We start from the raw sequence: 25,728 nt of genomic DNA, 5'->3' as shown, positions 1-25,728 counted from the left end.
TCAGCCCTTGGCAGCGCTGATTCCGGCGCGTCGCCCGTAGAAGCTGCCGTCTCCGAGGGACGTTCCGGAGGCATACCCTCCAGCGCAGACACCGGCGGTGCATCGTCCAGCGGCAAACAGACCCGGGATCGGTTCGCCGGAGACGTGCATGACCTCCGAGTTGATCGACGTGCGCAGACCGCCGAGCGTGAATCCGGCGGTGAAATTGCGAAGATCGAGCGCAGCGACGGGTGAGCCGATCGGCTTGACCCACTCCTTCTTCTTTCCCAGTACCGGGTCCTCACCACGGGCGGCGTGGCGGTTGTAGACCTCTACGGTCGACTGGAGGGTGCCTTCCGGCAGACCCATGTCGGATTCGAGTTCCTCGACGGTCTCGGCCACCCACTTGGGCTGGAATCTGAAGAACGGTGTGGAACTGTCGGCGGCGCAGCCCTCTTCGTAGGAAGCTTCGTCGATGATCAGGTAGGCCTGATTCTCGTTGCGCAGCAGCGTCTCCTGGCCGATTCTTCCCGGGTACGTGTCCTCGTTGACGTAGCGCTGGCCGCGTCCGTTGACGAGAATGCCGCGGATCATCAACTGGGGGTCGCCGAAGAATGCGACCTCGGTGGCGTCCATGTGCGCGAGGTCGGCCCCGAGAGCCTGCGCCATCTGGATGGACTTTCCGTCGTGCTCTTCGATAGCCGCACCGGGGCGCCCGATCAGCCGTGGGGCGTACGACTGGATCATCGCTTCGTTGTAGGCGAAGCTTCCCGTCGCCAGTACGACACCCGTGCGTGCTCGAACTGCCACTTCCTTGCCGTACTGCTTGGCGATGATGCCGACCACTCGATCTCCGTCGACGACCAGGCGCTGGACTCGCATGTCGTATTCTGCTCGTACGCCGAGGCTTTCGGCCGTCTCGATCAGTGGCTTCATCAACATGAAACCACCGCCCTTCTCCCCGGTGCGCTTGCCGCTCATCTGTGGAACGTGCCCGCGAGGGGCCGGTGTCGCGATCGTGTTGAACGGTGCCGAGTTCTCGCCGCCGGAATACATGAGTCCGTCGTCGAAGGGTGTTTCCCAGCCGGGTTGGCCGTAGAAACTCTCCTTGAACGGCACACCGTTGTCGACGAGCCAGTTGTAGTGCTCGACGCTGCCTTCGCAGTAGTCGGTGATCTTCTCCTCGTCGGCGCCGGGACCGAGTGCGGCCATCATGAACGATTTCATGTTGGCGGGGGAGTCCTCGAACCCGAGTGCCTGCTGCAACGGGGTCCCGCCGCCCAGATAGATGAATCCGCCTGCCAGCGCCGCAGCGCCGCCCCAGCCGCTCGTGCGCTCGAGCACCAACACGTCGGCGCCCGCTCGCGCGGCCTCGATCGAAGCACTCACTCCGGCAATGCCGTAGCCGGCGACGACGACGTCAGCCTCGAAGTGCCACTGCTCGATGTTTGCGGAGGACTGCGGACGGATTGAGCTGGCCTCGGCCATGGATTCGGATCCTTCGTTCTTCTGGTTGGTTGGTGGGGGAATCGGTGGGTGTGATCGATGCCCTGATGGCAGTATCTCGACCGAAAGTCAGTCGGTGTCCGTTTTCGCGGAATCGGCCGCGGCCTTCTCCTTGGCGCGCGCGGCCTTACGTCTGTCGGCCTTCACGGCGATCAGCGCATTGTTGAGCCCGGTGGCCAGCGGCCAGCCGACGTAGTGGCACAGGAAGATTGCGGCCTCTTCGAACTGCTGCTCGGTCAACTCCTCGTTGTGGAGAGCAGCGTTGATCTGGATCTTCGCCACATCGTTCTGCCCCTGGGCGGTGATGGCACCGATCAGGAGTAGTCGTCGATCACGTACCGACAGTCCCGGTCGCGTCCAGATGTCGGCAAAGAGGTGGTCGGCGGTGACCGCGAAGAAGTCGCCGGGAACGTCGGCGGGAAGCTCCCAGCCGTACACCTCGTTCATCTTCGCGACGCCACGAGCACGGGCCTCGGAGATGCGGCTTTCGTCGGTTCCACCGGCATCGGTCATGTGAGTGGTGTCGGTCATGCGTGCTCCCGAGTAGTAGATGCCGTTGAAGGTTCGGCCGGCCTGTCTTCGCTGTCATTCCCGACGCCCAGACCGGCACCGAGTCCGGCGAGCGCAAGGTGCGCGAGCGGCAGGTCGAGATTCAGCCGATCACCGAGGTCGATGGCCAAGGCCAAGTCCTTCTCCCCGAGATTGCGAACATGCCGCAGTATCGAGAACCACGGGTCGTCCTCCGAGACCGGTGCGGTGGTGTCGCGGAGCATGATCGCGCCCGCGCCACCAGTGATCGCATCGGTGTGCCTGACGACCTTTCCGAGCGTGCGGAGATCGAGTCCTGCTGCTTCGGCGAGTCGCGCGGCCTCGGTCGTGGCGGTGAACGAGACGAAGTGAAGAAGGTTGCGTGCGAGCTTCATTCGCGTTCCAGCGCCGACGTCACCGGCGTGAACCACCAGCTCGGCCCAGGATCCGAAGGGCTCGCGGACGGCTTCGAACGCCTCGTCGGAGCCGCCGATCATCACTGCCAGCCTGCCCTGCGCTGCGCCGCCGGCACCGCCACTGATCGGCGCGTCGACCAGCAGAACACCACGCTGTTGACAGATGTCAGCGAGTTCCACCGCCGTGGTGTCCGAGATAGTGGAGTGAATCGCGACGACAGTGCCTGGCTGTGCGGTCGACAGAATCCCGTGCGGCCCGCACACAACCTCGCGTACCTGCGCGTCGTCGAGCACCGTGACGGAGATGATGCTCGCCTGCGCTGCAACGTCGGCGGGCGTCGATGCTGCGCTCGCGCCCGCAGCGGTGAACGGTTCGAGCGCTTCTGCGCGGGCATCACACACCACCAGTCCGCCCGGCCAGTCCAGGAGGCGCTGCGCCATCGGCGCGCCCATGTTGCCTAGGCCGATGTATCCCAGTCTGGTTTTCGAAGCGCTGGCTTTCGGCGCCGATTGCGTCATGACCGGTACACCTGGCCTCCGTCGACGTTGAAGATCTGCCCGGTCACCCAGCCTGCGTCGTCGGAGAGAAGGAACAGGCACATGCCGACGAGATCCTCCGGCGTTCCCATGCGCTGCAACGGGATTCGCTTCACCATGTCCTTGACGATGTTGCCGGGGGTGACGGTTCGAGTCGCCTCCGTGTCGATGGGACCGGGAGCGATGGCGTTGATCCGGATGTTCGACCAGCCGAGTTCGGTCGCGAGTTGTTGTGTCAGGCTGTTGACACCGGCTTTCGCGAGTCCGTAGTAGTTCGAGTACAGCCAGGCTGCTGTGGAGGACTGGTTGACGATTGAACCGCCCTTCGCTCGCATATGAGGTACGACCGCCCGGCACACGTGCAGTGCGCCGTCCATGTTGACGCTCATGAACTTTCGGTAGTAGTCCCAGTCCACCGTCAACAGGGAATCGATCTTCATTCCGCCGTAGATGGCAGCGTTGTTCACCAGATGCTCGATGCTGCCGAACTGCTCGATCGTGAAGTCGGCAAGTGCCGCAGTCGACTCCCCGTCGGCGACGTCGACGTCCTTGAACACGGCACTTCCACCGTCTGCCGTGATCTGCTTGGCGACAGCTTCACCGAGTTCGCGATTGAGGTCCGCCACGACCACGTTGGCCCCCTCCGCGGCCAGAGCGCGGGCATACGCCTCTCCGATACCCTGCGCTGCTCCGGTGACTATCGCGGTGCGACCGTCGAAACGTCCCATGTCGACCTACTTTCGTGGTGATCATTCTGTGGTGAGGGTGTGGGGTGAGGGTGTGGAATGTCAGGAAGGTGAAGCGACGAGCTTGGTTTCGAGGTATTCCTCGAAACCCGCGAGGCCCATTTCGCGGCCGATCCCGGATTGTTTGTAGCCGCCGAACGGTGCGTCGGCCGAATACCAGACGCCGCCGTTGACGCTCAGCGTTCCGGTTCTGACACCGGCAACGACGTGCGCGACGCGATCGGGATCGGTGCCCCACACCGACCCGGACAGGCCGTAGGGGGAATCGTTGGCAATCCGGATAGCGTCGTCGTCGTTGTCGTACGGAAGGATCACGAGGACGGGCCCGAAAATCTCCTCCTGCGCTACGCGAGACGAGTTGTCCAGCCCGGCAATGAGAGTGGGTTCGACGAAGAAACCCCTCTCGCGATCGTCGGGACGGCCCCCACCCGTCACGATCGTGCCGCCCTCTTCGACCGCGAGGGCGAGGTAGCTCTCCACCCTGGCGCGCTGGCGCGCCGAGATGACCGGGCCACACACCGTTCCGCGCGCGCTGGGGTCGCCGGCTCGGATACCCGCCATCGCGGCAGATGCCGCGGCCAGAGCATCGTCGTACCGAGCGCGCGGCACCAGAAGTCTGGTACTGAGCGCGCATCCCTGACCGGCATGAACGCAGACGGAGAACGCGGCAACCGAGCATGCACCTTTGATGTCCGCATCGTCGAGGACGATGAATGCGGACTTACCCCCGAGTTCGAGGAAGACCTTCTTGAGAGTTTGCGCGGCCGTGGCCATCACTGTGCGTCCGGTGGCGGTGGAACCGGTGAAGGACACGAGATCGACGCGCGGATCGCTGCACAGCTGCGCGCCTAGGGAGTGATCCGTCGACGTCACGACGTTGACTACGCCGGCCGGGATCTCGGTCTCTTCTGCAATCACCTTGGCGACCAGCGCGGCGCACCAGGGCGTGTCCGGCGCGGGTTTGAGAACGATGGTGTTGCCGGCTGCGAGGGCGGGACCGAGCTTGGCGAAATTGATCTGGTGCGGAAAGTTCCACGGTGTGATTGCGCCGACGACGCCGACGGCTTCCTTGAGAAGTCGGCGATGGGTCGGAATCCCCATGGGAGACGCGTGCCCGAGATCTTGTTCCCACGAATAGGTTTCGATCAGATCGGCCCAGTAGCGAAGATCTTCGATCGGGCCTTCGAGCTGCGGACCGCTCGTCAGCATGACCGGTGCGCCGACCTCGGCGACGGTGATCTCACGCAACTCCTCGATGTGGGACTGGAGTGCATCGCACAGTTGGCGCAGGCAGTGAGCGCGAAACCCGTGATCGCGTGCCCATTCGGTGTCGTCGAACGCACGGCGCGCAGCGGCGATGGCCGCGTCCATGTCCGCGGCGGTGCCTTCGGCCGCACGGCCGATCAGTTCCTCGGTCGCCGGGTTGAAAACTTCGAAGGTTCCGCCGGATCCGGGAACCAGTTTTCCGTCGACGAGAAGTGCAGAACTGTCTGCGGGTCGAAGCGTCATAGCGCAAACCCTCTCTTTCTGGACATGTGTCTGGACTCTAGTTCACACTTGTGGTTGAGGCAATGGTTTTTGGGGCATAAGAGATTTCGAGAGCCCAGCGGTCTCGAGAGGGTCTCGGATCTGCTTCGACGAAAAGCGCCTCGTGTCCGGTGCGGCGCCGCTACGGTTCACCGCACATTCACAACCACGTCTTCACATCCACAGGAGAGAGGTCGAAATGAACAGAGTTGACGGAAAAGTGGTGTTGGTGACCGGCGCTGCTCGAGGTCAGGGGCGCAGCCACGCCGTCCGTCTCGCGCAGGAGGGCGCGCACATCATCGCCTTCGATCTGTGCGCAGACATCGCCAGCAACGAATACCCGCTCGCCAGTCCAGCCGATCTGGAGGAAACCGCTCGCCTGGTAAAGGAGGCCGGGCAGCAGGTGGTGACGGCGCGTGTCGACGTCCGTGATCGCGCCGGACTTGAAACAGCACTTGCCGAGGCGGTAGGGCAGTTGGGCGGATTGCATGTCGTCGTGGCGAACGCCGGTATCTGTCCGCTGGGCAAACACGTGTCGACCGCCGGTTTCGTCGACGCCTTCGATGTGAACTTTCTCGGTGTCGTCAATACAGTGCACGCGTCGATGGAATACCTCGGCGAAGGGGGTTCGATCATCGCGATCGGCTCTGTTGCCGGTCTGGTGCCGCAGACCGGATTCAACGGGCAACAGGCGCTCCAGGGTCCGGGTGGCGACGGATACGGCCTGGCCAAGAAGCTGATTCAGGCCTACACCAGTTCGTTGGCGCTGACCCTCGGGCCGAGTTCCATTCGCGTCAACGCGATTCATCCGACCAATGTGAACACCGACATGTTGCAGAGCATGCCGATGTACCGGACGTTCCGTCCCGACCTCGAGAATCCGACCGCCGAGGATGCGGCTGTGACGTTCCCGTTCATGCAGGCGATGCCGATCCCGTGGGTCGAACCCGCGGACATCTCGCATGCAGTCGTGTACCTGTCCTCGGACGAGTCGCGATTCGTCACCGGCCAGCAACTGCGCGTGGACGCTGGTGCCGGGATGAAGATCGGTCTGTAGTAGAACTTTTCGCGTCGCTGCTGCCTGTTCGTGGTGAATTTTCCAAGTTTCCCCATTTCGTTGCCCTGGACAGGACGCTGTAGTAACGTCCAGACACGTGTCCAGAAAACGGGGCGATTCAAGTGGCGGGGGATCGATTGTCTACGAATCCACTCGCAGGCGCCTCACGGGCAAACAGGCGGAAACTGTGGCCAGGCTTGCCGAAGCAACAGTGAAAGTTCTACGCAAACAAGAGTTTTCCGGACTGACTGTCCGTTCGGTTGCGGCCGAAGCGGGCGTAGGAACTGCGACCGCCTACACGTATTTCGCGTCCAAGGAGCATCTCGTCGCAGAGGTTTTCTGGCGAAGACTTCAGAACTCGTCGGCGCCTGATGGCTCAGGGTTGGATCGCACCGCGCACGTGCTGTCTGTACTTCGAAATATCGCGCTGCTTCTCGCGGACGAACCGGAGGTATCGGCCGCCGTGACCAATGCACTGCTCGGATCCGACCCTGAAGTGGAACATCTTCGCGGCCGGATCGGGCTCGAGATCCATCAACGACTCGCCTCGGCGTTGGATCCGAGTGGCGAACCCGAAGTGTTGGAAGCGCTCGAAATGCTTTATGCCGGGGCGCTTCTGCGGGCAGGGATCGGCTACGGAACCTACGCGCAAATCGCTGGACGCCTCGAGGCCTCAGCTCTACTGATCCTGGAGAAATCATGACAGAAGCTTTGATCGATCCGGTGGTCTTCAATCCGTACGACTACCACTTTCACGACGATCCGTATCCGACGTACAAGCGTCTGCGCGAAGAATCACCCCTGTATCACAATCCGGACGTGGGCTTTTGGGCATTGTCGCGATATGCGGACGTGGTCGACGGATTCAAGGACAACAAGCGTCTGTCGAGCGCAAACGGAGTATCACTCGACCCCGCTGCATACGGTCCACACGCGCATTATGTGATGTCGTTTCTCGCTATGGATGATCCCCGCCATATGCGGTTGCGCCAGTTGGTTTCTCGCGGATTCACACCGCGGCGTGTTGCGGAGCTCGACGGCCGGATACTCGAACTGACGAAGCAACATCTGATACCCGCGCTGGGCGCGGGGGAGTTCGACTGGATTACGGAGGTGGCGGGAAAGCTGCCGATGGACGTCATCTCCGAACTCATGGGTGTCCCCGAACCCGACCGAGCCGAACTGCGGCGCAAGGCGGATCTGGTGGTGCATCGAGAGGCGGGTGTTCTCGACGTGCCGCAACCTGCGGTGGAGGCTTCGATCAGTTTGATGGGCTACTACAAGGAGATGATCGCGCAGCGTCGCCGATCGCGGACGGACGATCTGACCTCGGCCTTGCTCGACGCCGAGATCGACGGAGACAAGCTTTCGGACCAGGAGATCCTCGGATTCATGTTTCTGATGGTCGTGGCCGGAAACGAGACCACGACCAAGCTTCTCGGAAACGCTCTGTACTGGGGTTCGCACCACCGGGAGCAGATCGCACCGGTCCTCGACGATCCCGAACGAGCCTCGGAATGGGTGGAAGAGACTCTTCGCTACGACACGTCGAGTCAGATCGTGGCTCGGACTTCGGTTGTCGACCTCGAATACCACGGGCGCACCATTCCAGCGGGGGAGAAGGTCCTGCTCCTGATCGGATCGGCCAACCGAGACGCCGACGTCTTCGACGATGCCGACAGCTTCCAGATCGGCCGGAGTTCGTCGGGAAAACTCGCGAGTTTCGGTGGTGGCGTGCACTTCTGCCTCGGTGCCCACCTTGCCAAGCTCGAAGCCAAGATCGCCCTGGCGGAGTTCGGGCGTCGGGTCAGCGACTACGAAGTCGTCGAGTCCGGAATCGAGCGTGTTCATTCGACAAATGTCCGGGGCTTTGCGGCCCTGCCGGTGAAAGTGCAGGTGCGCTGATGCCTCGTTTCGAACCCAATCCTGTTCGCCGGCCGGCACTGATCAGTGGTGCGTCGTCGGGAATCGGCACAGCCACCGCGTATGCCCTGGCCGAACTCGGGCATCCGGTTGCACTCGGTGCGCGTCGAGTCGCCGAATGCGAAGCCATCGCCGAGAAGATCCGCAGCAACGGTGGTGAAGCGTTCGCCCACTTCCTCGACGTCACGGACGGTGATTCGGTCGACGGGTTCGTCTCGGCCGCAGAGGCAGTCCACGGCCCCGCGGAAATCGTCGTCTCCGGTGCCGGAGACCTCGAATTCGGGGCTGCAGACGAGATGAATCCTGAGGCGTTTCTACGGCAGATCCAAGTTCACCTCGTCGGTGCGCAGCGATTGGCGCATCGCGTACTCCCCGGCATGAGGCAACGACAGCGCGGTGACTTCGTACTGATCGGCTCGGATTGTGCCGAGCGCCAGCGTCCACTCATGGGTGCGTACGACGCGGCGAAGGCCGGGCTCGAGGCAATGGGGCGTCAGATGCGAATGGAGCTCGAGGGAACAGGCATTCGCGCGTCGATCGTGCGACCCGGGCCGACACTGACCGGCATGGGGATGGACACGACGCCGGAGATCATCGGACCGGTCGGGGAATCGTGGAGCAAGTGGGGGTTCGCCCGCCATGGTTACTTTCTGCGCGCCTCGGACATCGCCAATGCCATCGTCGCCGTTGTGTCGGCGCCGCGAGGAGCACACATCGTGCTCGTCGAAGTTCAGCCCGAGGCGCCACTGGACAAACTTCCCACTGCGAACTCACAGGAGACGACATGACGCACGGAGTGCAAGAGACGTCGCGAACACTGCCAGAGCCGCCGCGGGTGTCCGGCGGGGATCTCCCGCACGGGCATCTCGAGGAACTGCGAACCGACCCGATAGCGCTCATGCGCCGGGTGCGTGAGGAATGTGGTGACGTCGGCGCCTTTCAACTTGCCGACCGCACAGTGATCTTGCTGTCCGGAGCCGAGGCAAACGAGTTCTTCTTCCGCTCCACCGACGAGGATCTCGACCAACAAGCGGCTTACCCCTTCATGAAGCCGATATTCGGTGAAGGCGTCGTCTTCGACGCCAGCCCGGAGCGGCGTAAAGAGATGCTGCACAACTCGGCTCTGCGCGGCGAACAGATGCGCGGGCACGCCGCCACGATCGGCCGCGAAGTCGAGGCGATGGTCGCGCAGTGGGGAGACGAAGGCGAGATCGATCTGCTCGACTTCTTCGCCGAGCTGACCATCTATACCTCGTCGGCGTGCCTGATCGGCAAGAAGTTCCGCGACGAACTGGATGATAGCTTCGCCAAGCTGTATCACGAGCTCGAACAGGGAACGGATGCATTGGCTTTCGTGGATCCGTACGCGCCGATCGATAGTTTCCGCCGCCGCGACGAGGCCCGGTTGGCGTTGGTCGCTCTGGTACAGGACATCATGAACGGGCGCATCGCGAATCCTCCGCATGGCAAGGATGACCGCGACATGTTGGACGTGTTGGTCTCGGTCAAGGACGAGAACGGCGACCTCCGGTTCAGTGCCGACGAGATCACCGGAATCTTCATCTCGATGATGTTCGCCGGCCACCATACGACTTCCGGCACGGCAGCGTGGTCGCTGATCGAGATGTTGCGGCATCCCGACACCATGACGGACGTCGTCGACGAACTCGACAATCTGTACTCCGACGGCGCCGACATCAGTTTTCATGCCCTGCGCCAGATTCCGGTTCTCGAGGCTGTGGTCAAGGAAACCCTTCGACTGCATCCGCCGTTGATCATCCTGTTGCGGGTGGCACGTGGAGATTTCGAAGTGGGCGGCTTCGAGATCCGAGAGGGCCATCTTGTCGCCGCGACACCCGCGATCTCCAATCGAATCGCCGAGGACTTTCCCCGGCCGGACACCTTCGATCCCGGGAGGTACATCGACCCGAATCAAGAGGACATCGTCAACCGCTGGACGTGGATTCCGTTCGGAGCCGGCCGGCATCGCTGCGTCGGCGCTGCGTTCGCCCAGATGCAGCTCAAAGCGATCTTCTCGATCCTGCTGCGGGACTTCGAGTTCGAGATGGCGCAGCCGTCGGAATCCTACCGAAACGACCACAGCAAGATGGTCGTCCAGTTGCAGCAGCCGTGCGCGGTGAGGTACCGGCGCCGAACACGTCCCGGGCGTGAGGGGTGATCATGCACGTCGAAGTCGACCTCGACCTGTGCCAAGGCCATGCGGCGTGTGAGCTGGAGGCACCGGAGATCTTTGTCGTCCCGAAGCGGGGGAAGGTCAGTCTTCTGGACTCGGACCCACCCGAGTCGCTCCGCGGTGAAGCCGAGATGGCGGTCAGGTACTGCCCGACCGGCGCCCTGAGAATTGTCGATTGATTGCAGCGAATTCATGTGCTCGAGGGAGGAAGTTCAGATGACGGGTTTCGACCGCGCAGAGCTCGACGAGATGGTCCAACGCTGGATCGAGGCGAACAAAAAGGCCGAAGCCGCCGGCGATTGGAAACCGTTGGCGGACATGTATACCGAGGACGCCACGTACGGGTGGAACTACGGCCCCAAGCAGGATTTCATGGCGGTGGGGCGCGAGGAGATTCGCGAAGTCGCGCTCGGTCTCGAGATGAAGGGCCTCGAAGGCTGGGAGTATCCGTATCAAGACTTTGTGATCGACGACCGTAGCGGAAACGTGATCGGCTTGTGGAAGCAGATTTCCGATGCCAAGCGTGAGGACGGTAGCAACTACTCCGTCTACGGTATCGGTGGTAGTTGGTTCCGCTACGGCGGGGATTTCCAATGGTCGTGGCAGCGTGACTTCTTCGACTTCGGGAACGTGTCGGCACTGTTCATGGAGATGATCGGCAACAACGCTCTCTCGAAGGGGATGCAGGGCCGGATCCAGCGATCGATCTCGGGCGACCCGCTACCGGGCTGGTATCCGGTGGGCACCGCGCCGGTTTCGCTGTGGTGAGTCCGATGTCGGTGCGCGATTCCTTCGAGGCACTCTCGCAGCGCGACCTTGCCGTGCTGGTGCCCGAGTTGCTCCTGTGCGGGCAGCTGATCGATCGCTCGGGCATGGCGCATCTGATCGTCGAATTCGGACGCGAGGGTATGGCACAGGTGGCCGTCGAGGAGTGGGAGTCGGCCAGCCCCTGGTACACCCGCCGCATGCAGAAGGCTCTCGGATACGAGGGCGACGACGTCGTGACGATCTTCAAAGGATTACAACTCGACATCGGCGCTCCTCCACAGTTCATGGACTTCCGATACCGGGTCGACGATCCGCTGCACGGTGAATTCTGGCTCGACCATTGCGGAGCACTCATGGACGTCGAGCCGTTGGGCGATGAGTTCGTGACCTCGATGTGTCACGACATCGAGGATCCGACTTTCGATGCAACGGCCATCGCGACCAACCCGCGCGCCCAGATCCGGCCGATTCACCGACCACCGCGCAGGCCCGCCGACCGACATCCGCACTGCGCCTGGACCGTGTCCATCGACCCGTCGCACACGCCTCCCGTGATGACCGCGCACACCGAGCAGATCGGAAGCACCGCCGCGGTGACGGTCGAGCTGAGCCCGATCGATCACGGTGGGGACGGTAGGGCGGACTACTCGGGTCCGTTGTTGTCCGACCTGAGGTTTTCCGACTTCTCGCGATCAGCCTTGGTTCGTATCGCAGAGGAGATCTGCGTGCAGCATCATCTGTTGGCGTTGGGCTTTCTGGCAGCGGTTCGCCGCCGTGCCGACGAAGACAAGGCTCGCGAGATCACGCGAAAGCAATTGACCGGAATCGCGGGAGTTGCGGCACAGCGTATTCGAGATGCGCTCGGGCTTCCTTCGACGCTGGAATCGTTGGCATTGGTCCTGTCCGTGCATCCCTTGCTGAATCCGAAGCAGTATGTGGAGAGCGAGATTCGACAGGACGGCGGTGCTCTGGAGCTGCGGATCTCGCGAGAAGCTCTTGTCGACCGCGACGGCGGTTGGCCGACCTTGCTCGGCAGCGAGCACCTCGATCCTCTCCAAGCTTTGGTCCGCGGCGTGAATCCGCACTTCACCGTGAGAGTGGTGGCCGAAGATGCCGCGGGGCTTCTTCTGGCCGTCGACATCACCGAAGCTCCCGCTCCGGAATGCGTCGAAGTCGCCATCACGAAGGTCAGTACCGGCGCGGCATTCGTATTCGAAGATCGCGGAATCCCCTTGCCTCTCTTCGTCGTCTGACCGGCCGAACCCGAAGGACTCAACCTATGGCGTACACGTTTGCAGACCTGTTCGAGCATTCCGTCGATGTGATGCCCGATCGCCTCGCGCTGATCGTTTCCGGCGAGGAGGTGACATACCGTGAGCTCGACGAGCGGGCCAACCGATTGGCGCATTACTTCCAGTCCGTCGGGTTGGGTGTCGGTTCGCACATCGGTATTCAGCTGCACAACTCGATCGAGGCGATGGTTGCTGTCCTCGCGGCCTTCAAGATCCGCGGCGTTCCCATCACGGTGAACTACCGCTACACGAGCGACGAATTGGTTTATCTGTACGAGAACGCGGATCTCACGGCGTTGGTTTTCCATCGTGGTTTCGCTGAGCGGGTCGCCGAGGCCTTGGTGGCCACGCCGCGGGTCAAGTACGTGATCGAGGCGGCGGACGAACTCGCTCTCGGGAACGAACCGTCGATTCCGGGGGCAGTGGCGTACGAGGATGCGCTCGGCAACCAATCCTCGCTTCGCACAGGTGAACATGCATTTCCCGAGCGTTCCGGCGATGACGTCTACGTTCTCTACACCGGCGGAACAACCGGACGACCGAAAGGCGTCGTCTGGCGGCAGGAAGACATCTGGCGCGTATTGGCCGGCGGTTACGACTTCTATTCGGGTGAGCCGATCGCCGACGAGTACCAGCAGTCGCGCGGTGGCGCCGCGGCAGCCGAACCGATGCGGTGGTGCATGCTTCCACCGCTGATCCACACCTCGGCACTGATGCCGACGTTCAACGCTCTGTTCTCCGGAAACACCGTCATCTTCGAACCGAAGTTCGATGCGGCACAGGTCTGGAAAGTCGTCGCCGAGTATCGGCCGCAGGTCATGGTCATCACCGGCGACGCCATGGGCCGTCCACTGGTCGAAGCCCATCACGAATTGCAACCGGATGGGTCGAGCCTGGCTGTGCTCGCCTCTGGCGCTGCGCTCTTCTCCGGATCGGTCAAAGATGCGTTCTTCGACGTCTTTCCGAATCTGATGATCTCCGATTCGGTTGGATCGTCCGAAACAGGCTTCGGCGGAATCGGATTCGCAACCAAAGGGCTCGAGCAGCGTGGCGGACCCAAAGTGGGTGCCAACAGATTCACGGTCGTCGTCGACGACGACAACCGTGTGTTGGAGCCGGGCTCGGGCGCCGAAGGATGGCTGGCGAAACTCGGAAACGTTCCACTCGGCTACTACAAGGATCCGGTGAAGTCGGCCGAGATATTCCGCGAGGTGAACGGCGCACGGGCAGTGGTGACCGGAGACCGGGCGCGGATCGAGGACGACGGCTCGGTCACCCTCCTCGGACGGGGAAACATGGTGGTCAACACCGGCGGCGAGAAGGTCTTCGTGGAAGAAGTCGAAGCCGTGGTGAAGGCCCATCCCGACATCTACGACGCGACAGTGATCGGTGTTCCGGACGAGCGGTGGGGCAATCGGGTGGCGGCAGTGCTTCGCATCCGCGACGGTGTGGAACCGGATTTCGAATCCATCGAGAAGCACGCCCGCAGTCACCTCGCCGGCTACAAGATTCCGCGTTCCTTCTGGATCGCCGACGAGGTCGTTCGAGCGCCGAGCGGCAAGCCGGACTACCGCTGGGCCAAGGAGTTCTCACAGAACAGCGACCCGGTCCACCGGATCGACTAGCGCTCACACGCAACACCCGGCACCCGGCACCCATCCGTAAAGGAGCATCTGCAATGCCTGAGATCGACCTTCCCGACGGGTTCGACGTGACCGACCCACATCTGTACGGCGAGCGCGTCCCGCTTGCCGAGTTCGCCGAACTACGACGATGCGCTCCGGTCTGGTGGAACGCCCAGGAACCGGGTACCGGCGGATTTCACGACGGTGGTTGTTGGGTTGTCTCCCGCCACGCAGACGTCCGCGACGTCTCGTTGCGCAGCGAGGAGTTCTCGAGCAACGTCAACGGCTGCATTCCGCGGCATGAAGACAACATCTCGGCGGAGGAGTTGGAGGCGACAAAACACGTCCTCATCAACAAGGACGCCCCTGAGCACACACAGCTGCGCAAGTTGGTGGCACGCTTGTTCACTCCGCGGTCGGTGGAAGCGATGCGGGCCGGGTTGGAAGCGCGGGCAGAAGACATAGCGTCGGCTGCCGTGGCGGAAGGTAGCGGTGATTTTGTCAGCCAGGTCGCCAGCGAGTTACCCATGCAGGCGATCTCGGAGCTGATCGGTGTACCGCAGGACGGGCGCCGTCAGCTGTACGAATGGTCGAATCAGATGACGGGATACGACGACGAGTCACTCGCCGGCGAGTCTCGGATGGCGTCGGCGCAGATATTGGGCTACGCCTATCAACTGGCTGAGGCGAGACGGGAGGAACCGCTCGACGACATCATCTCGCGCTTGGTGCATGCCGACATCGACGGGCAGAAACTCACCCCGGAACAGTTCGGTTTCTTCGTCATCATGTTGGCTGTCGCGGGCAACGAAACGACGCGAAACGCAACGACACTCGGCATGATGGCATTTCTCGAGCATCCGGATCAGTGGGAACTGTACAAGCGCGAGCGTCCGCGCACCGCCGCGGACGAGATCATCCGCTGGGCTTCGCCACTGACGTCGATGCAACGAACAGCAGTGGTGGACACACAGATTGCCGGCACTGCGATTGCGAAGGGGCAGCGCGTCGTACTGCTCTACGGCTCGGCGAACTTCGACGAAACCGTCTTCGGGAACCCCGACGTCTTCGACATCACCCGAGACCCGAACCCGCACCTCGCGTTCGGAGGAACCGGGCCGCACTACTGCGTCGGCGCCAACCTGGCCAGAATGGAGGTCGATCTGATCTTCGGCAAGATCGCCGATCACATGCCCGACATCAGCAAGCTCGGCGATCCGAGCAGGCTCTCGTCCGGTTGGCTCAACGGGATCAAGGAATTCAAGGTCGACTACGGCAACTCCACGTCATGTCCTTCGGGGCATTGACGTGTACAGCGGAAGAGTTGCACTTGCGGGCCCGATGCGCGAACTCGGCCAGTTCTACCGGATGGGCGCCGATGTCGCAGTGGGCTTGTTCCGCACCCGCTTTCAGGTGCAGGAGTTTCTCGAGCAGAGTTGGATGATCGCCCGGGTGTCGATCGTGCCGACCGTATTGGTGGCCGTGCCGTTCACGGTCCTGGTGAGTTTCACGCTCAACATCCTGCTCCGTGAGATCGGTGCCGCCGACCTCAGCGGCGCCGGGGCCGCGCTCGGCGCCGTGACTCAGGTCGGTCCGGTGGTGACGGTGCTGATCGTGGCAGGTGCGGGCGCGACTGCCATCGCCGCCGATCTGGGATCGAGAACGATTCGTGAAGAGATCGACGCCATGGAGGTGCTCGGGATCGATCCGATCACTCGGCTGGTGATTCCTCGGGTGGTCGCGTCGACCGTGGTGGCTTTGCTGCTCAACGGACTCGTCTGCGTCATCGGCATCGCCGGCGGTTACGCCTTCTCGGTGTTTCTCCAGGGCGTGAACCCTGGCGCCTTCGTCGAGGGAATCACGTTGCTGACCGGCCTGCCCGAGGTGGCGTTGTCGATGGTCAAAGCTGCACTGTTCGGGATGCTGGCGGGATTGGTGGCCTGCTATCGCGGACTGTCGGTACGGGGTGGGCCGAAAGGCGTGGGGGAGGCCGTCAACGAAACGGTGGTGTACGCATTCATGGCGTTGTTCGTCGTCAACACCATCGTCACCGCGGTCGGCATCCGATTGACGGCGGGGTGATCGAGGTGACGCTGTCGGATTCGCTGGCACAAATCGGCAAGTTCGGACGCACGCGGGCGCGGGTGGCTCGAACGTCACGCTCGATCGACGACGTCGGGCGACAAGCTGTCTTCTTCGCGCGCGCCATCGCTCACATCCCGTGGGCAATTCGCAAACACCCGAAAGAAGTGTTGAGGCTGGTAGCCGAGATCAGCATGGGCACCGGAGCTTTGGCAGTGATCGGCGGCACGGTTGCGGTCGTAGGATTTTTGACTCTCGCCTCGGGCGGCACCATTGCGATCCAAGGTTTCAGCTCACTGGGAAATATCGGAGTCGAAGCGCTCACCGGATTCTTCTCCGCCTTCATCAATGTTCGTATCGCTGCGCCGGTCATCGCGGGAATCGGCCTGTCGGCCACGATCGGCGCAGGTTCGACCGCGCAGATCGGTGCCATGCGCATCAGTGAGGAAATCGACGCCCTCGAATCGATGGCGATCAGTTCGGTCCCGTACGTCGTCAGCACCCGCGTCACCGCAGGGATGATCGCGATCTTGCCGCTGTACTCATTGGCGCTCGTAGGATCTTTTCTGGCCGGACGATTCACCACGGTCGTGCTGTTCGGTCAGTCCTCCGGTCTTTACGACCACTACTTCACGACGTTCCTCGATCCGGTCGACGTCGCATGGTCCTTCGTTCAAGTGCTCGTGATGGCACTACTGGTGATGCTGATCCACACGTACTACGGATACAACGCGTCCGGGGGACCGTCGGGCGTGGGAACTGCAGTGGGCCGCGGGGTTCGGCTCTCGCTGATCTGCGTCGTGGCGGTGACCCTGCTCGTCTCACTCGCGCTCTACGGCGGTTCCGGCAACTTCAATCTGTCCGGTTAGGGGGACTGCGTGCACAGATACGGCTACAAGTTGGCTGCTCTGGGCTTGGCTGCGGCGATCGTCGGGGTCATCGCTTTGTCGGTCGCGTCTTTCAACCAGGTGTTTGTCGCTCGCGTCCCGATCACGGTGATCGCGGAGCGCGTGGGGCTCGTGATGGATCCGGGCGCGCGGGTGAAGATGGCCGGGGTGACCGTGGGCTCGGTGGAGTCCATCACGCCGACTGACGACGCCACCGCACAACTGTCGTTGTCGATCGATCCCGAAGCGCTCGAATCGATTCCGTCAAACGTGGATGTGGCGATCACGTCGAACACGGCCTTCGGCGCGAAGGTCGTCAGCCTGTCCTCGCCGGAGCAGCCGAGCAGCGCGCGACTTGCCGCCGGGGCGACGATCGACGCATCCCGGGTTACTGTCGAGCTGAACACGGTGTTCGAGAAACTCACCGCCGTGCTCCGGACGGTGGACCCGGGCAAACTCGATTCGACATTGGGTGCCCTCTCGACTGCTCTGCAAGGACGCGGCGAACGGCTCGGGGTCGCACTCGAACAAGCAGATTCCTCCTTGCTCGAATTCAACACTGCACGTGAGGCTCTCGATCACGTGTTGACTGACCTGCCAGCCGTCACGCAGACCTACCGCGACGCTGTTCTCGACTTGATGGACACCCTCGACTCGCTCACGACTACGGGAACCACTGTTCTCGACGAGCAGCAGAATCTTGATCTCCTCTTGCTCAACGTGATCGGGGTCGCCCGCACCGGAGAAGACGTACTGGGAGAAAACGCCGACGGTATCGACACCGTTCTGTCGTTACTGCGGCCGACCACCGCACTGCTCGAGGAATACTCCCCGGTGATTCCCTGCATGTTCCACGGACTTCAGGAGAGCAAGAAGATCGGCGACGGCGCCTACAACGGACAACCAGGAATCAAGATGTCGATCGGTCTGATCGCCGGAACCGAACCGTACCGATATCCCGACGACCTCCCGAAGGTCGCGGCAACCGGTGGCCCGCAGTGTATGGGCCTTCCACTGCGCGACCCGAACATCAATGCGCCGTACCTGGTGACCGATACCGGGGTGAATCCGTTTGCGCCCGAGCGTCAGCCGAATGGTGGGCAACCGATGAACACGGTTCCGGATCTGATGAGCTACCTGTTCGGGACGGAGATCCGATGAAAGTTCGTGGGTACACCGTCAAGTTCGGAATTTTTGTTCTGGTGATGATCCTCGTCAACGCCGGGCTGATCCTCGTGTTCGGCCAGATGCGAGGTGGCGAGGCGAGGTCGTACTCGGCGGAGTTCGTCAACGCCTCCGGGCTCAGAGCCGGCGACAAGGTGCGCATCGCCGGTGTGCCGGTCGGTTCTGTCGGCTCCGTCGAATTCGGTGGGAATCACCGTGCCCACGTGAGTTTCAGTGTGGATACGGGTGACACCGTGACCGTATCGACCAGAGCCGCTGTTCGATATCAGGATCTGGTGGGTAATCGATACCTCGAATTGCTCGACGATCCGGGGATCGCGGAACCGCAACCGGAGGGCGAGAGCATCCCTGTCGATCGCACCGCACCGGCACTCGACCTCGATGCGCTACTCGGTGGTTTCAAGCCGCTGTTTCAAGCCCTGCACCCGGAGCAGGTCAACGCGTTGTCGATGTCCTTGCTCGAGGTGTTTCAAGGCCAGTCCGGAACTGTGGCATCGGTGCTGGCGCACACCGGATCGATTACGAACACTCTCGCAGACCGCGACCAACTGATCGGTCGAGTGATCGGCAACCTCGACGGTGTGCTCAGCGAATTGCGCAGCCGCGGTGGTCAGTTCAGTGACACTCTCGATCACCTACAACAGCTGGTCAGCGGGCTCGCGGCGGACCGGGAGATGATCGGGACTGCCGTCGAGAGTGTGAACGCCGCATCAGGCACCTTCGCCGATCTCCTCGCCGGAGTTCGCCCGGACATCGCGGGAAACCTGTCGAAGCTGGACGCAAGCCTGAATCCGCTGATCGAGCAACAAAGTGAGCTCGATCGGATTCTCGCGTCCATGCCCTCGAACTACAAGCAGCTGATCCGAGTCGGCTCGTACGGGTCGTTCTTCAACTTCTATCTGTGCGGAATCGCACTGAAGGTCGACGGTGCCGACGGTACGCCGCTCACTGTCGACCTGGTGGATCAGACGACCGGAAGGTGCGCACCACGATGAGAGAGATGGCACAGAGCCAGGCCGTACGCGTGGGGGTCGTGGGATTGGTCGTCACGGCCGCCGTCGTATTGGCATCGCTCCAGTATCAGAATCTGCAGTTCCTGAAATCGGGTGTCGGGTACAGCGCGGTGTTCGCCGACGCCAGCGGTCTCGCGCCGGGAGACGAAGTCAACGCCGCCGGAGTGAAGATCGGAACGGTGGATCGGATCGAGGTCGAGCACGGACTCGCGCGCGTGGATTTCACACTGGAAGGCTCGATCGGTTTGGGAGAAAGCACATCGGCGGCCGTCACCACGATGTCGTTGCTCGGCAAGCGAGCGGTATCGCTCGATCTGGACGGTCCGGGAAGGATCGCGGTCGGCGGCGAGATCCCGGTCGAGCGAACAAGATCGGCGTACTCGCTGCCCGACGTGCTCGGTGACCTCACCACGACGGTCGAGGACATCGATCTCGACCAACTCTCCGAATCGCTCGACGCAGTGGGGCAGGTGATGTCCGACAGTGCGCCGAACCTGAGGCCGGCGCTGGACGGTGTCGCACGGATCTCCGACAGCGTCAATAGACGCGACGACATGTTGCGCACCTTGCTGTCCGATGCAAACGACGTCGCCGGGACGCTGGCCGAGCGTGGACCACAGGTCAACGCGCTACTCGTCGACGGCAACGCCTTGTTGGGAGAACTGGATCGGCGACAGGCGGCGCTGGGGGAAGTGATCACGAACATCTCGGCGTTGTCGACCCAGCTGAGCGGACTCGTCCACGACAACGAGGCGCAATTGCAGCCGGTCCTCGGCAAACTCGACACGGTTGTCGGAATTCTGCAGAACAACAAGGACAACCTTTCTCAGGGAATCGACGGTCTCGGTACGTACGTGGGCACGCTCGGTGACACCGTGGCCAGCGGCCCCTTCTACTACGCCTACGTCCAGAACCTGGTGCCAGCGCAATACACCCAACCGTTGATCAACGCGATGTTCGGGCTACCACCTGCGCCGCTACCGATTCCGGAGGTTCGATGATGGGTGCCTTACGAGTTCGCAAACCGGTGAACTGGCGTCGAATCGCCGTCGTTGGTGGAAGCGTCATCGGTGCGGCGATCGTCGTCGTGTCGGGATACCTTGCGGTGCAACATCTGCGCTACTACAACGTGACGGCCTACTTCACCTCGACGACCGGTCTGTATGTCGGTGACGACGTTCGTGTCGTGGGAGTCGACGTCGGCCGCGTCACCGCGATCGCCCCACAGGGAGATCGAATGCGCGTCGAACTGAAATTGGCGCGCGAGGTTCCCGTCGCCGAGGACGCGAAAGCGGTGATCGTTGCCCAGTCGCTGGTCTCGGCCCGCTTCGTGCAGTTGACGCCGGCGGTGACGGACGGCGCCGACGCACTGAATGACGGTGCGGAGATCCCACTCGACAGAACGGCCGTCCCGGTCGAGTGGGACCAGATCAAGGAACAGCTGGGCCGGGCTGCCGACGCTTTGGGCCCCGTCGGGGACGATCGCGGTCCCGCCGCCAACTTCCTCGACGGTGCCGGATCCGCACTGGCTGGCAACGGGGAAGCGCTGGGGCGCTCGGTGACCGAACTCTCGGAGGCTATGAGCACACTCGACGAAGGCGGAGCCGATCTGTTCGGCACCATCCGCGGCCTGCAGACCTTCACGACCGCACTCGCCGCAAGCGACGAACAGATCGTTCAGTTCCAAGGACGACTGGCAAATGTCTCGAGTGTGCTCGCCGAGAGCCGGACGCAATTGGCTCCGGCTCTCGCCGATCTGGACGCCGCCGTCGTCGACGTACAGCGGTTCGTCGAACAGAACCGAACCGGCTTGACGGAGCAGATCGCGAAGTTGGCCGACGTGTCCCAGGTATTGGTCGACAAGCGCGCAGGTCTCGAGAAGGTACTGCATCTGGCTCCGACAGCGTTGTCGAACTACTACAACGTCTACCGGCCGGCCCAAGGAGCGATGGTGGGTGTGCCCGCATTCCAGAACGTCGGCAACCCGATCGACTTGATCTGCGGCGGAATCGCCGGCCTGGCCAACGACACCTCGAAGAAGGGCGCGGATTTGTGCATCGAATACCTCGGCCCGTTGCTCAACACGATCAAGGCCAACTACCCGGACCTGAGCATCAATCCGACCCGGGCGCTCGGCGCTCTTCCGGACCAACTGGTGTACAGCGAGCCTGATCTGGAACCGACTGGCGCCTTGGGCTTTCCGACGGTACCGGTTGCGTCGAGTCTGACCGGACTGATCATGCCGTCGACAGGATCACGATGACTGCCCGCTGGTGGGGCACAGTGTGTGTGGCGGCGAGCGCCGTGCTCGTTCTGACGGGTTGTCAATGGAGCGGGCTGAATTCGGTGTCGCTGCCAGGCGCGGCCGGCCGCGGTGAGGGAAGTTTCTCGGTCGTGATCGAGATGCCGGACGTCACGTCGATCAGTCCGAACTCTCCGGTCATGGTCAACGACGTGACAGTCGGGAGTATCAGTGCGATCGAGACCGACAACTGGCACGCACGAGTGACGGTTGCGCTCGACGGCTCGGTGTCGCTGCCCGCCAACGCGACTGCCAAGATCGGCCAAACCAGTCTGCTCGGGTCCAAACACGTTGCGCTTGCGCCGCCTACCGATGTTGCGCCGGAAGGGCGGTTGTCGGAGGGATCGGTGATCCCCCTCGCGTCGGCCGGCGTCTATCCCACCACCGAGGAAGCGTTGACGGCACTGTCATTGGTCCTCAACGGCGGCGGGCTCGCTCAGATTCACAGCATCACCACGGAGCTGAACACGGCGCTCGGCGGACGGACCGACGCGGCGCGCGACCTGCTGAGTCAGATGGATACCGTGACCGAAACACTCGACCGCCAACGTGATGCGATGGTCACGACCATGGAGAATCTCGACGTCTTCGCCGGTGAAATCACGGCCCAGAGAGATGTTCTCGGTCAGGCCTTGGAGATGCTCGATCCTGCCTTGGCGGAACTGAGCGCCCAGCGCGTGAGCCTGACCACCGCGCTCGATGCGGTCGGTAGGTTCGGGGACATCGGGACCGATCTGGTCGATCGGACCCGCGACGATCTGAAAGCCAATTTGAGCTCCTTGGAATCGACGCTGCAGAAGGTGGTCGAAACGGGGCCGGACCTGATCAACAATTTGGGCAACCTGAGTACCTTTCCCTTCCCTCAGACGACCATCGACGACGGAATGCGCGGCGATTACACCAATCTGTGGGCGCTGATCGACCTCACGAGTAATCGTCTCCAGTCGGGGCTCGGCTTCGGCACTCCGTTCGGGGCGCCGCAAACCCCCGTGGAGAACGGAGTACTGGTCGATCCCTTGACCGCCCCACTCGGCACAGGGCAGCCCGGCCCACCTGGCACAGCGCAACCCGCCCAGGGAGGTGGACGATGATTCTCACGAAGTTGGTGCGAAGGCAATTGACGATCTTCGCGATCCTGGCGGTGATAGGCATGAGCGCAGCGGCTATCTCGTACCTGAGAGTTCCGACCGTGCTCGGCATCGGGCGCTACTCGGTGACAGTCGAACTGCCGGACGCCGGCGGCCTGTATCGGAACGCGAACGTGACCTATCGCGGCGACACCATCGGTCAGGTCAGGTCGGTGCGTCTGTCTCCGGGAGTGGTACGCGCCGAATTATCTTTGGAGAGTGCGGTTCCCGTTCCCTCCAGCGGGCTCGCAGTAGCGGTGCGAAGCGTGTCGGCCATTGGCGAGCAATACGTCGACATGCAACCGAGCACCGCGGACGGACCGTTTCTGACCGACGGAGACGTGATCGGCCCCGACGCTGTCACGATCCCGACCGAGATCGGACCGGTCCTCGATCAGGCGCAGGCGATGCTCGCATCCGTACCGCAGGACAAGTTGCGATCGGTGATCGACGAGTCCGCGGCAGCTTTCGGAGGCAGGGGAGAGGATCTGGCTCGTCTGCTGGATTCGACCACTTCGTTCGTCGATCAGATGTCCGCTGCCACAACGCCGGCTACGACGCTCGTACAGCAGTTGGATCCGCTCCTGCAGACACAGGTGGTGACGGGCGATCAGATTCGCCGGTGGGCGTCCAGTGTCGCTCAACTCAGTGGACAGTTGGAGGTCGCCGACGGGTCCGTGCGCAATATCCTCGAGACCGGACCGGGCCTTGCGACCGAGGCCGACTTGCTGTTTCAAGGCCTCAAACCCACTTTGCCTGTGCTGCTTGCCAATTTCACCAGCACCGCTCAGGTGGCTTTGACGTACAACGCCGGGTTGGAGCAGGTGCTCGTCATCTTGCCGCCACTGGTCGCGGCACAGGAAACCGTCGTACAACGCGGGCAGGTGGACGGCGCCGCGAATGTCAATTTCCATCTCCAAGCGCAGGACCCTGCGGCGTGCTCGACCGGTTACCTTCCGGCCGATCAGCGACGGGACCCGACCCAGATGAGTGTGCCGGACACCCCGGCTGATCTGTACTGCAAAGTGCCACAGAACTCGGTCTTCGCCGTTCGTGGATCTCGGAACATTCCCTGCATGGAGGTACCGGGCAAACGAGCACCGAGCCCGGAGATCTGCCGGAGCCCCGAAGCGTACGTGCCGTCGGGGACCAATGCGCCCGGCGAGTTGTACACCGGGCCTGACGGAGTCGACTATCAACACACGGAGTTGGCTCCGGCTGACTCCGGTCCGGGGGAGGGTGAGCCGTGGCAACAGTTGCTGACGCCGACGAATCGCTGAGAGGTGAGGTGCTGGATCCGGTCGGAGGGAAGCGCGGTGTACTCACTGCCCTGGTCTGGATTGCACTCGCGGCTCTGAGCGTCGTTGTGGTCTTCGGTGCTCTGGCAGTTCGATCCGACCGGGCGCGCGAGACCCAGCGTCAAGACTTCGTCGACGGTGCTGTCGCAGGAACCCTTGCTCTGATCGACGTTCACTCTGCCACGCTCGACGAGGATCTCGCGGCGCTGAAGTCGCTGACTACGGGGACTTTTGCAGACGAACTGAAGTCCGGTGAATCTGCGTTCGTCGCATCGATCCGTGATTTCGCCGTCGATTCCGACGGTCGTGTCGACACCGCAGCCCTGGCATCGGAATCCGGAACCTCGGGGGTGGTACTGATCGCGGCATCGGCTCAGGTCGGCAATTCGGCGGGAGAGTCTTCGGCGCGAACCTACCGTCTTCGCGTCGGTGTCGATGAAGTTGGCGGGCGGATACTGATGTCGAGTGTGGAGTTCGTCCCGTGAAGCGCGTGGTCTTGGCGTTTGCAGTGCTGATCTTGGTGGGAGCCGGCGGGACTCTGCTCTGGAGTCACCACCGTTCGGCAGCCGCCGAAACCGCACGTGCCGAGGTGATCGGTGTGGCGCCGATGCTCGTCGAGAATCTCTTGAGCTACAACAGCGACACGGTGGACGAGGATCTTGCACATGCTGCCGAGGGCGCAAGTGGAACATTTCAGGACCGCTTCGCTGAATTCGGATCGAAAACCGTTGCGCCCCAGTCGAAGGAGCAAGGAATCAGCACGAAGGCGCGAGTAGTCGATGTCGGAGTGCTCTCCGCTGCTGCAGACCGAGCGGAATTGGTCCTGTTCGTCGATCAGATCACGACGAGTATCGCGCGGCCGGCACCAGCGTCGACGTCGAGCCGAGTCGAGGTGACACTCGATCGAGTCGACGGCACATGGCTGGTGAGTGCCATGACCCCCATCTAGTGAAGGTTGTCGCGGCCCGCCATGATCAGCCTGGCAGTGACTTCGAGCCGGTCTGCGATCTGCGAATAGGACTCGTAACCCATGCCGGCTCGGACAAGCGCTCCGGACCAGGAGATTTCGAGTGCTTCGAGTACGTCGGGATCGTATGACGGCCCCAGCGCCTCGATGAGCCGCTCGCGGATGTTCTTGCCGATACGTCCCCGAAGGTGTTCGACGTCGGGATCGTTGCCCATCATCGCCGTGGTCACGGCCGCGGCCAGCTCCGGTTCGTCGGAAACGAGGAGTGCGACGCTTCGAAGGACCGAGCAGACCTGCGCTTCTCGTTCCGCCTCGGGGGAGGGCTCGTGCGGTACCGCGTCGAGTCGGCGCCAGAACAGTTCTGCCACAAGGTGACTCTTGGACGAGAAATAGGTGTACGCCGTAGCCGCGGCGACACCGGCTTCCGCTGCCACCATCCGCACGGTCAGATCCGCAAACCCTTTGTCGCGCAGGACCGTGATCGCTGCCGCGGTCAATCGATCGACGGTTTCGGCTTGCTGCTGTGTGAGCCGTCGACGAGTGGACTCGAACTTGGTCTTACCAGACATGTGTCCAGACACTACGGGATCGGACCCGTGCGAGCAAAGTGTGCGCTATCGCTGCTCGTTCTCGTTCTCGTTCTCGCTCCCGCTCGGCGTCATGTCTCGCTCCCGCTCGGTGGGACAGAATTTCGAACCCCCGCGATCGCTAAGTCCATGTGTTAGAACGATTTCTAGAACATGTTCGGAAACTGTGCCCAGAATCAGAG

The 25,728-nt window shown here is 62.5% G+C and carries 26 protein-coding genes; 20 read left to right on the top strand and 6 right to left on the bottom strand.

Annotation, left to right across the window (positions count from 1 at the left end; all coding sequences use genetic code 11):
• The 5 genes from RHP72_RS16315 to RHP72_RS16295 all read right to left on the bottom strand — a co-directional run bounded on the left by RHP72_RS16315 (position 1) and on the right by RHP72_RS16295 (position 5,221).
• A complete protein-coding gene (locus tag RHP72_RS16315; RefSeq protein WP_058037534.1) occupies positions 1-1,467 on the bottom strand; it encodes an FAD-dependent oxidoreductase in 1,467 nt (488 codons plus the stop codon).
• 87 nt (positions 1,468-1,554) lie between these two features.
• Positions 1,555-2,016 carry a carboxymuconolactone decarboxylase family protein gene (locus RHP72_RS16310; RefSeq protein WP_003944075.1) on the bottom strand — a complete coding sequence of 154 codons (462 nt, stop codon included), beginning with the start codon at positions 2,014-2,016 and terminating at the stop codon, positions 1,555-1,557.
• Positions 2,013-2,948 (bottom strand): NAD(P)-dependent oxidoreductase, encoded by a 936-nt coding sequence (locus tag RHP72_RS16305; RefSeq protein WP_007728637.1) that lies wholly within the window; start codon positions 2,946-2,948, stop codon positions 2,013-2,015. Before RHP72_RS16305 ends, RHP72_RS16310 begins: the two co-directional genes overlap by 4 nt.
• A complete protein-coding gene (locus tag RHP72_RS16300) occupies positions 2,945-3,694 on the bottom strand; it encodes an SDR family oxidoreductase (RefSeq protein ID WP_007728639.1) in 750 nt (249 codons plus the stop codon). Before RHP72_RS16300 ends, RHP72_RS16305 begins: the two co-directional genes overlap by 4 nt.
• A 60-nt stretch (positions 3,695-3,754) precedes the next feature.
• Complete coding sequence (locus tag RHP72_RS16295) at positions 3,755-5,221, bottom strand: aldehyde dehydrogenase (RefSeq protein WP_311093595.1); 1,467 nt, start codon at positions 5,219-5,221, stop codon at positions 3,755-3,757.
• A gap of 217 nt (positions 5,222-5,438) precedes the next feature.
• Here RHP72_RS16295 and RHP72_RS16290 point away from each other — a divergent pair, with 217 nt between their 5' ends.
• From RHP72_RS16290 to RHP72_RS16195, 20 genes are all read left to right on the top strand, one after another.
• Positions 5,439-6,296 (top strand): mycofactocin-coupled SDR family oxidoreductase, encoded by an 858-nt coding sequence (locus RHP72_RS16290; RefSeq protein ID WP_047272231.1) that lies wholly within the window; start codon positions 5,439-5,441, stop codon positions 6,294-6,296.
• A 136-nt stretch (positions 6,297-6,432) separates the two neighbouring features.
• A complete protein-coding gene (locus RHP72_RS16285; protein WP_311094869.1) occupies positions 6,433-6,999 on the top strand; it encodes a helix-turn-helix domain-containing protein in 567 nt (188 codons plus the stop codon).
• Positions 6,996-8,201 carry a cytochrome P450 gene (locus RHP72_RS16280; RefSeq protein ID WP_003944019.1) on the top strand — a complete coding sequence of 402 codons (1,206 nt, stop codon included), beginning with the start codon at positions 6,996-6,998 and terminating at the stop codon, positions 8,199-8,201. Before RHP72_RS16285 ends, RHP72_RS16280 begins: the two co-directional genes overlap by 4 nt.
• Positions 8,201-9,007, top strand: a complete 807-nt coding sequence (locus RHP72_RS16275) for an SDR family oxidoreductase (protein ID WP_003944110.1) — start codon at positions 8,201-8,203, stop codon at positions 9,005-9,007. Before RHP72_RS16280 ends, RHP72_RS16275 begins: the two co-directional genes overlap by 1 nt.
• Positions 9,004-10,398 carry a cytochrome P450 gene (locus tag RHP72_RS16270; protein WP_058037532.1) on the top strand — a complete coding sequence of 465 codons (1,395 nt, stop codon included), beginning with the start codon at positions 9,004-9,006 and terminating at the stop codon, positions 10,396-10,398. Before RHP72_RS16275 ends, RHP72_RS16270 begins: the two co-directional genes overlap by 4 nt.
• A 2-nt stretch (positions 10,399-10,400) precedes the next feature.
• Positions 10,401-10,592: a ferredoxin gene (locus RHP72_RS16265; protein WP_020907945.1), complete on the top strand. Its 192-nt coding sequence runs from the start codon at positions 10,401-10,403 to the stop codon at positions 10,590-10,592.
• A 37-nt stretch (positions 10,593-10,629) separates the two neighbouring features.
• On the top strand, positions 10,630-11,181 hold the full coding sequence (locus tag RHP72_RS16260) for a hypothetical protein (RefSeq protein ID WP_007728648.1): 552 nt from the start codon (positions 10,630-10,632) through the stop codon (positions 11,179-11,181).
• A 5-nt stretch (positions 11,182-11,186) separates the two neighbouring features.
• Positions 11,187-12,434, top strand: coding sequence for a hypothetical protein (locus RHP72_RS16255; protein WP_081557939.1), 1,248 nt, complete (start codon positions 11,187-11,189; stop codon positions 12,432-12,434).
• A 26-nt stretch (positions 12,435-12,460) separates the two neighbouring features.
• Positions 12,461-14,098, top strand: a complete 1,638-nt coding sequence (locus RHP72_RS16250) for an acyl-CoA synthetase (protein WP_030536771.1) — start codon at positions 12,461-12,463, stop codon at positions 14,096-14,098.
• 53 nt (positions 14,099-14,151) lie between these two features.
• On the top strand, positions 14,152-15,405 hold the full coding sequence (locus RHP72_RS16245) for a cytochrome P450 (protein ID WP_030536770.1): 1,254 nt from the start codon (positions 14,152-14,154) through the stop codon (positions 15,403-15,405).
• 34 nt (positions 15,406-15,439) lie between these two features.
• The gene (locus RHP72_RS16240) at positions 15,440-16,180 is read left to right on the top strand and encodes an ABC transporter permease (RefSeq protein ID WP_030536769.1); all 741 of its coding nucleotides are present in this window, start codon (positions 15,440-15,442) and stop codon (positions 16,178-16,180) included.
• The gene (locus tag RHP72_RS16235; protein ID WP_003944051.1) at positions 16,177-17,049 is read left to right on the top strand and encodes an ABC transporter permease; all 873 of its coding nucleotides are present in this window, start codon (positions 16,177-16,179) and stop codon (positions 17,047-17,049) included. The genes RHP72_RS16240 and RHP72_RS16235 overlap by 4 nt, the downstream gene beginning before the upstream one ends.
• 9 nt (positions 17,050-17,058) lie before the next feature.
• Positions 17,059-18,228, top strand: a complete 1,170-nt coding sequence (locus RHP72_RS16230; RefSeq protein WP_311093594.1) for an MCE family protein — start codon at positions 17,059-17,061, stop codon at positions 18,226-18,228.
• Positions 18,225-19,247 carry an MlaD family protein gene (locus RHP72_RS16225; protein ID WP_311093593.1) on the top strand — a complete coding sequence of 341 codons (1,023 nt, stop codon included), beginning with the start codon at positions 18,225-18,227 and terminating at the stop codon, positions 19,245-19,247. The genes RHP72_RS16230 and RHP72_RS16225 overlap by 4 nt, the downstream gene beginning before the upstream one ends.
• Entirely contained in the window at positions 19,244-20,266 is a 1,023-nt protein-coding gene (locus RHP72_RS16220) for an MCE family protein (protein WP_030536766.1), read from the top strand. The genes RHP72_RS16225 and RHP72_RS16220 overlap by 4 nt, the downstream gene beginning before the upstream one ends.
• Positions 20,266-21,528 (top strand): MCE family protein, encoded by a 1,263-nt coding sequence (locus tag RHP72_RS16215; protein ID WP_047272239.1) that lies wholly within the window; start codon positions 20,266-20,268, stop codon positions 21,526-21,528. The genes RHP72_RS16220 and RHP72_RS16215 overlap by 1 nt, the downstream gene beginning before the upstream one ends.
• On the top strand, positions 21,525-22,658 hold the full coding sequence (locus RHP72_RS16210; protein WP_225320043.1) for an MCE family protein: 1,134 nt from the start codon (positions 21,525-21,527) through the stop codon (positions 22,656-22,658). Before RHP72_RS16215 ends, RHP72_RS16210 begins: the two co-directional genes overlap by 4 nt.
• Positions 22,655-23,974, top strand: a complete 1,320-nt coding sequence (locus RHP72_RS16205) for an MlaD family protein (RefSeq protein ID WP_311093591.1) — start codon at positions 22,655-22,657, stop codon at positions 23,972-23,974. Before RHP72_RS16210 ends, RHP72_RS16205 begins: the two co-directional genes overlap by 4 nt.
• On the top strand, positions 23,941-24,477 hold the full coding sequence (locus RHP72_RS16200; RefSeq protein ID WP_234552473.1) for a hypothetical protein: 537 nt from the start codon (positions 23,941-23,943) through the stop codon (positions 24,475-24,477). Before RHP72_RS16205 ends, RHP72_RS16200 begins: the two co-directional genes overlap by 34 nt.
• On the top strand, positions 24,474-24,941 hold the full coding sequence (locus RHP72_RS16195) for a hypothetical protein (protein WP_311093590.1): 468 nt from the start codon (positions 24,474-24,476) through the stop codon (positions 24,939-24,941). Before RHP72_RS16200 ends, RHP72_RS16195 begins: the two co-directional genes overlap by 4 nt.
• Here the strand turns inward: RHP72_RS16195 and RHP72_RS16190 are convergent.
• Complete coding sequence (locus tag RHP72_RS16190) at positions 24,938-25,528, bottom strand: TetR/AcrR family transcriptional regulator (protein ID WP_003943994.1); 591 nt, start codon at positions 25,526-25,528, stop codon at positions 24,938-24,940. The genes RHP72_RS16195 and RHP72_RS16190 overlap by 4 nt on opposite strands.
• Between the last annotated feature and the right edge of the window lie 200 nt (positions 25,529-25,728).

The organism is Rhodococcus sp. SG20037, from assembly GCF_031763325.1.
Lineage (GTDB): Bacteria > Actinomycetota > Actinomycetes > Mycobacteriales > Mycobacteriaceae > Rhodococcus_F > Rhodococcus_F qingshengii.
Note: the sequence above shows the minus strand (reverse complement) of the source record. Positions and strands in the feature narration are given on the sequence as shown.

Excerpts from the sequence above, each read along its gene's own strand:
- RHP72_RS16315 (WP_058037534.1), bottom strand. The coding sequence starts at position 1,467 with ATGGCCGAGGCCAGCTCAATCCGTCCGCAGTCCTCCGCAAACATCGAG.
- RHP72_RS16310 (WP_003944075.1), bottom strand. The coding sequence starts at position 2,016 with ATGACCGACACCACTCACATGACCGATGCCGGTGGAACCGACGAAAGC.
- RHP72_RS16305 (WP_007728637.1), bottom strand. The coding sequence starts at position 2,948 with ATGACGCAATCGGCGCCGAAAGCCAGCGCTTCGAAAACCAGACTGGGA.
- RHP72_RS16300 (WP_007728639.1), bottom strand. The coding sequence starts at position 3,694 with ATGGGACGTTTCGACGGTCGCACCGCGATAGTCACCGGAGCAGCGCAG.
- RHP72_RS16295 (WP_311093595.1), bottom strand. The coding sequence starts at position 5,221 with ATGACGCTTCGACCCGCAGACAGTTCTGCACTTCTCGTCGACGGAAAA.
- RHP72_RS16290 (WP_047272231.1), top strand. The coding sequence starts at position 5,439 with ATGAACAGAGTTGACGGAAAAGTGGTGTTGGTGACCGGCGCTGCTCGA.
- RHP72_RS16280 (WP_003944019.1), top strand. The coding sequence starts at position 6,996 with ATGACAGAAGCTTTGATCGATCCGGTGGTCTTCAATCCGTACGACTAC.
- RHP72_RS16275 (WP_003944110.1), top strand. The coding sequence starts at position 8,201 with ATGCCTCGTTTCGAACCCAATCCTGTTCGCCGGCCGGCACTGATCAGT.
- RHP72_RS16270 (WP_058037532.1), top strand. The coding sequence starts at position 9,004 with ATGACGCACGGAGTGCAAGAGACGTCGCGAACACTGCCAGAGCCGCCG.
- RHP72_RS16265 (WP_020907945.1), top strand. The coding sequence starts at position 10,401 with ATGCACGTCGAAGTCGACCTCGACCTGTGCCAAGGCCATGCGGCGTGT.
- RHP72_RS16260 (WP_007728648.1), top strand. The coding sequence starts at position 10,630 with ATGACGGGTTTCGACCGCGCAGAGCTCGACGAGATGGTCCAACGCTGG.
- RHP72_RS16255 (WP_081557939.1), top strand. The coding sequence starts at position 11,187 with ATGTCGGTGCGCGATTCCTTCGAGGCACTCTCGCAGCGCGACCTTGCC.
- RHP72_RS16250 (WP_030536771.1), top strand. The coding sequence starts at position 12,461 with ATGGCGTACACGTTTGCAGACCTGTTCGAGCATTCCGTCGATGTGATG.
- RHP72_RS16245 (WP_030536770.1), top strand. The coding sequence starts at position 14,152 with ATGCCTGAGATCGACCTTCCCGACGGGTTCGACGTGACCGACCCACAT.
- RHP72_RS16240 (WP_030536769.1), top strand. The coding sequence starts at position 15,440 with ATGCGCGAACTCGGCCAGTTCTACCGGATGGGCGCCGATGTCGCAGTG.
- RHP72_RS16225 (WP_311093593.1), top strand. The coding sequence starts at position 18,225 with ATGAAAGTTCGTGGGTACACCGTCAAGTTCGGAATTTTTGTTCTGGTG.
- RHP72_RS16220 (WP_030536766.1), top strand. The coding sequence starts at position 19,244 with ATGAGAGAGATGGCACAGAGCCAGGCCGTACGCGTGGGGGTCGTGGGA.
- RHP72_RS16215 (WP_047272239.1), top strand. The coding sequence starts at position 20,266 with ATGGGTGCCTTACGAGTTCGCAAACCGGTGAACTGGCGTCGAATCGCC.
- RHP72_RS16210 (WP_225320043.1), top strand. The coding sequence starts at position 21,525 with ATGACTGCCCGCTGGTGGGGCACAGTGTGTGTGGCGGCGAGCGCCGTG.
- RHP72_RS16205 (WP_311093591.1), top strand. The coding sequence starts at position 22,655 with ATGATTCTCACGAAGTTGGTGCGAAGGCAATTGACGATCTTCGCGATC.
- RHP72_RS16190 (WP_003943994.1), bottom strand. The coding sequence starts at position 25,528 with ATGTCTGGTAAGACCAAGTTCGAGTCCACTCGTCGACGGCTCACACAG.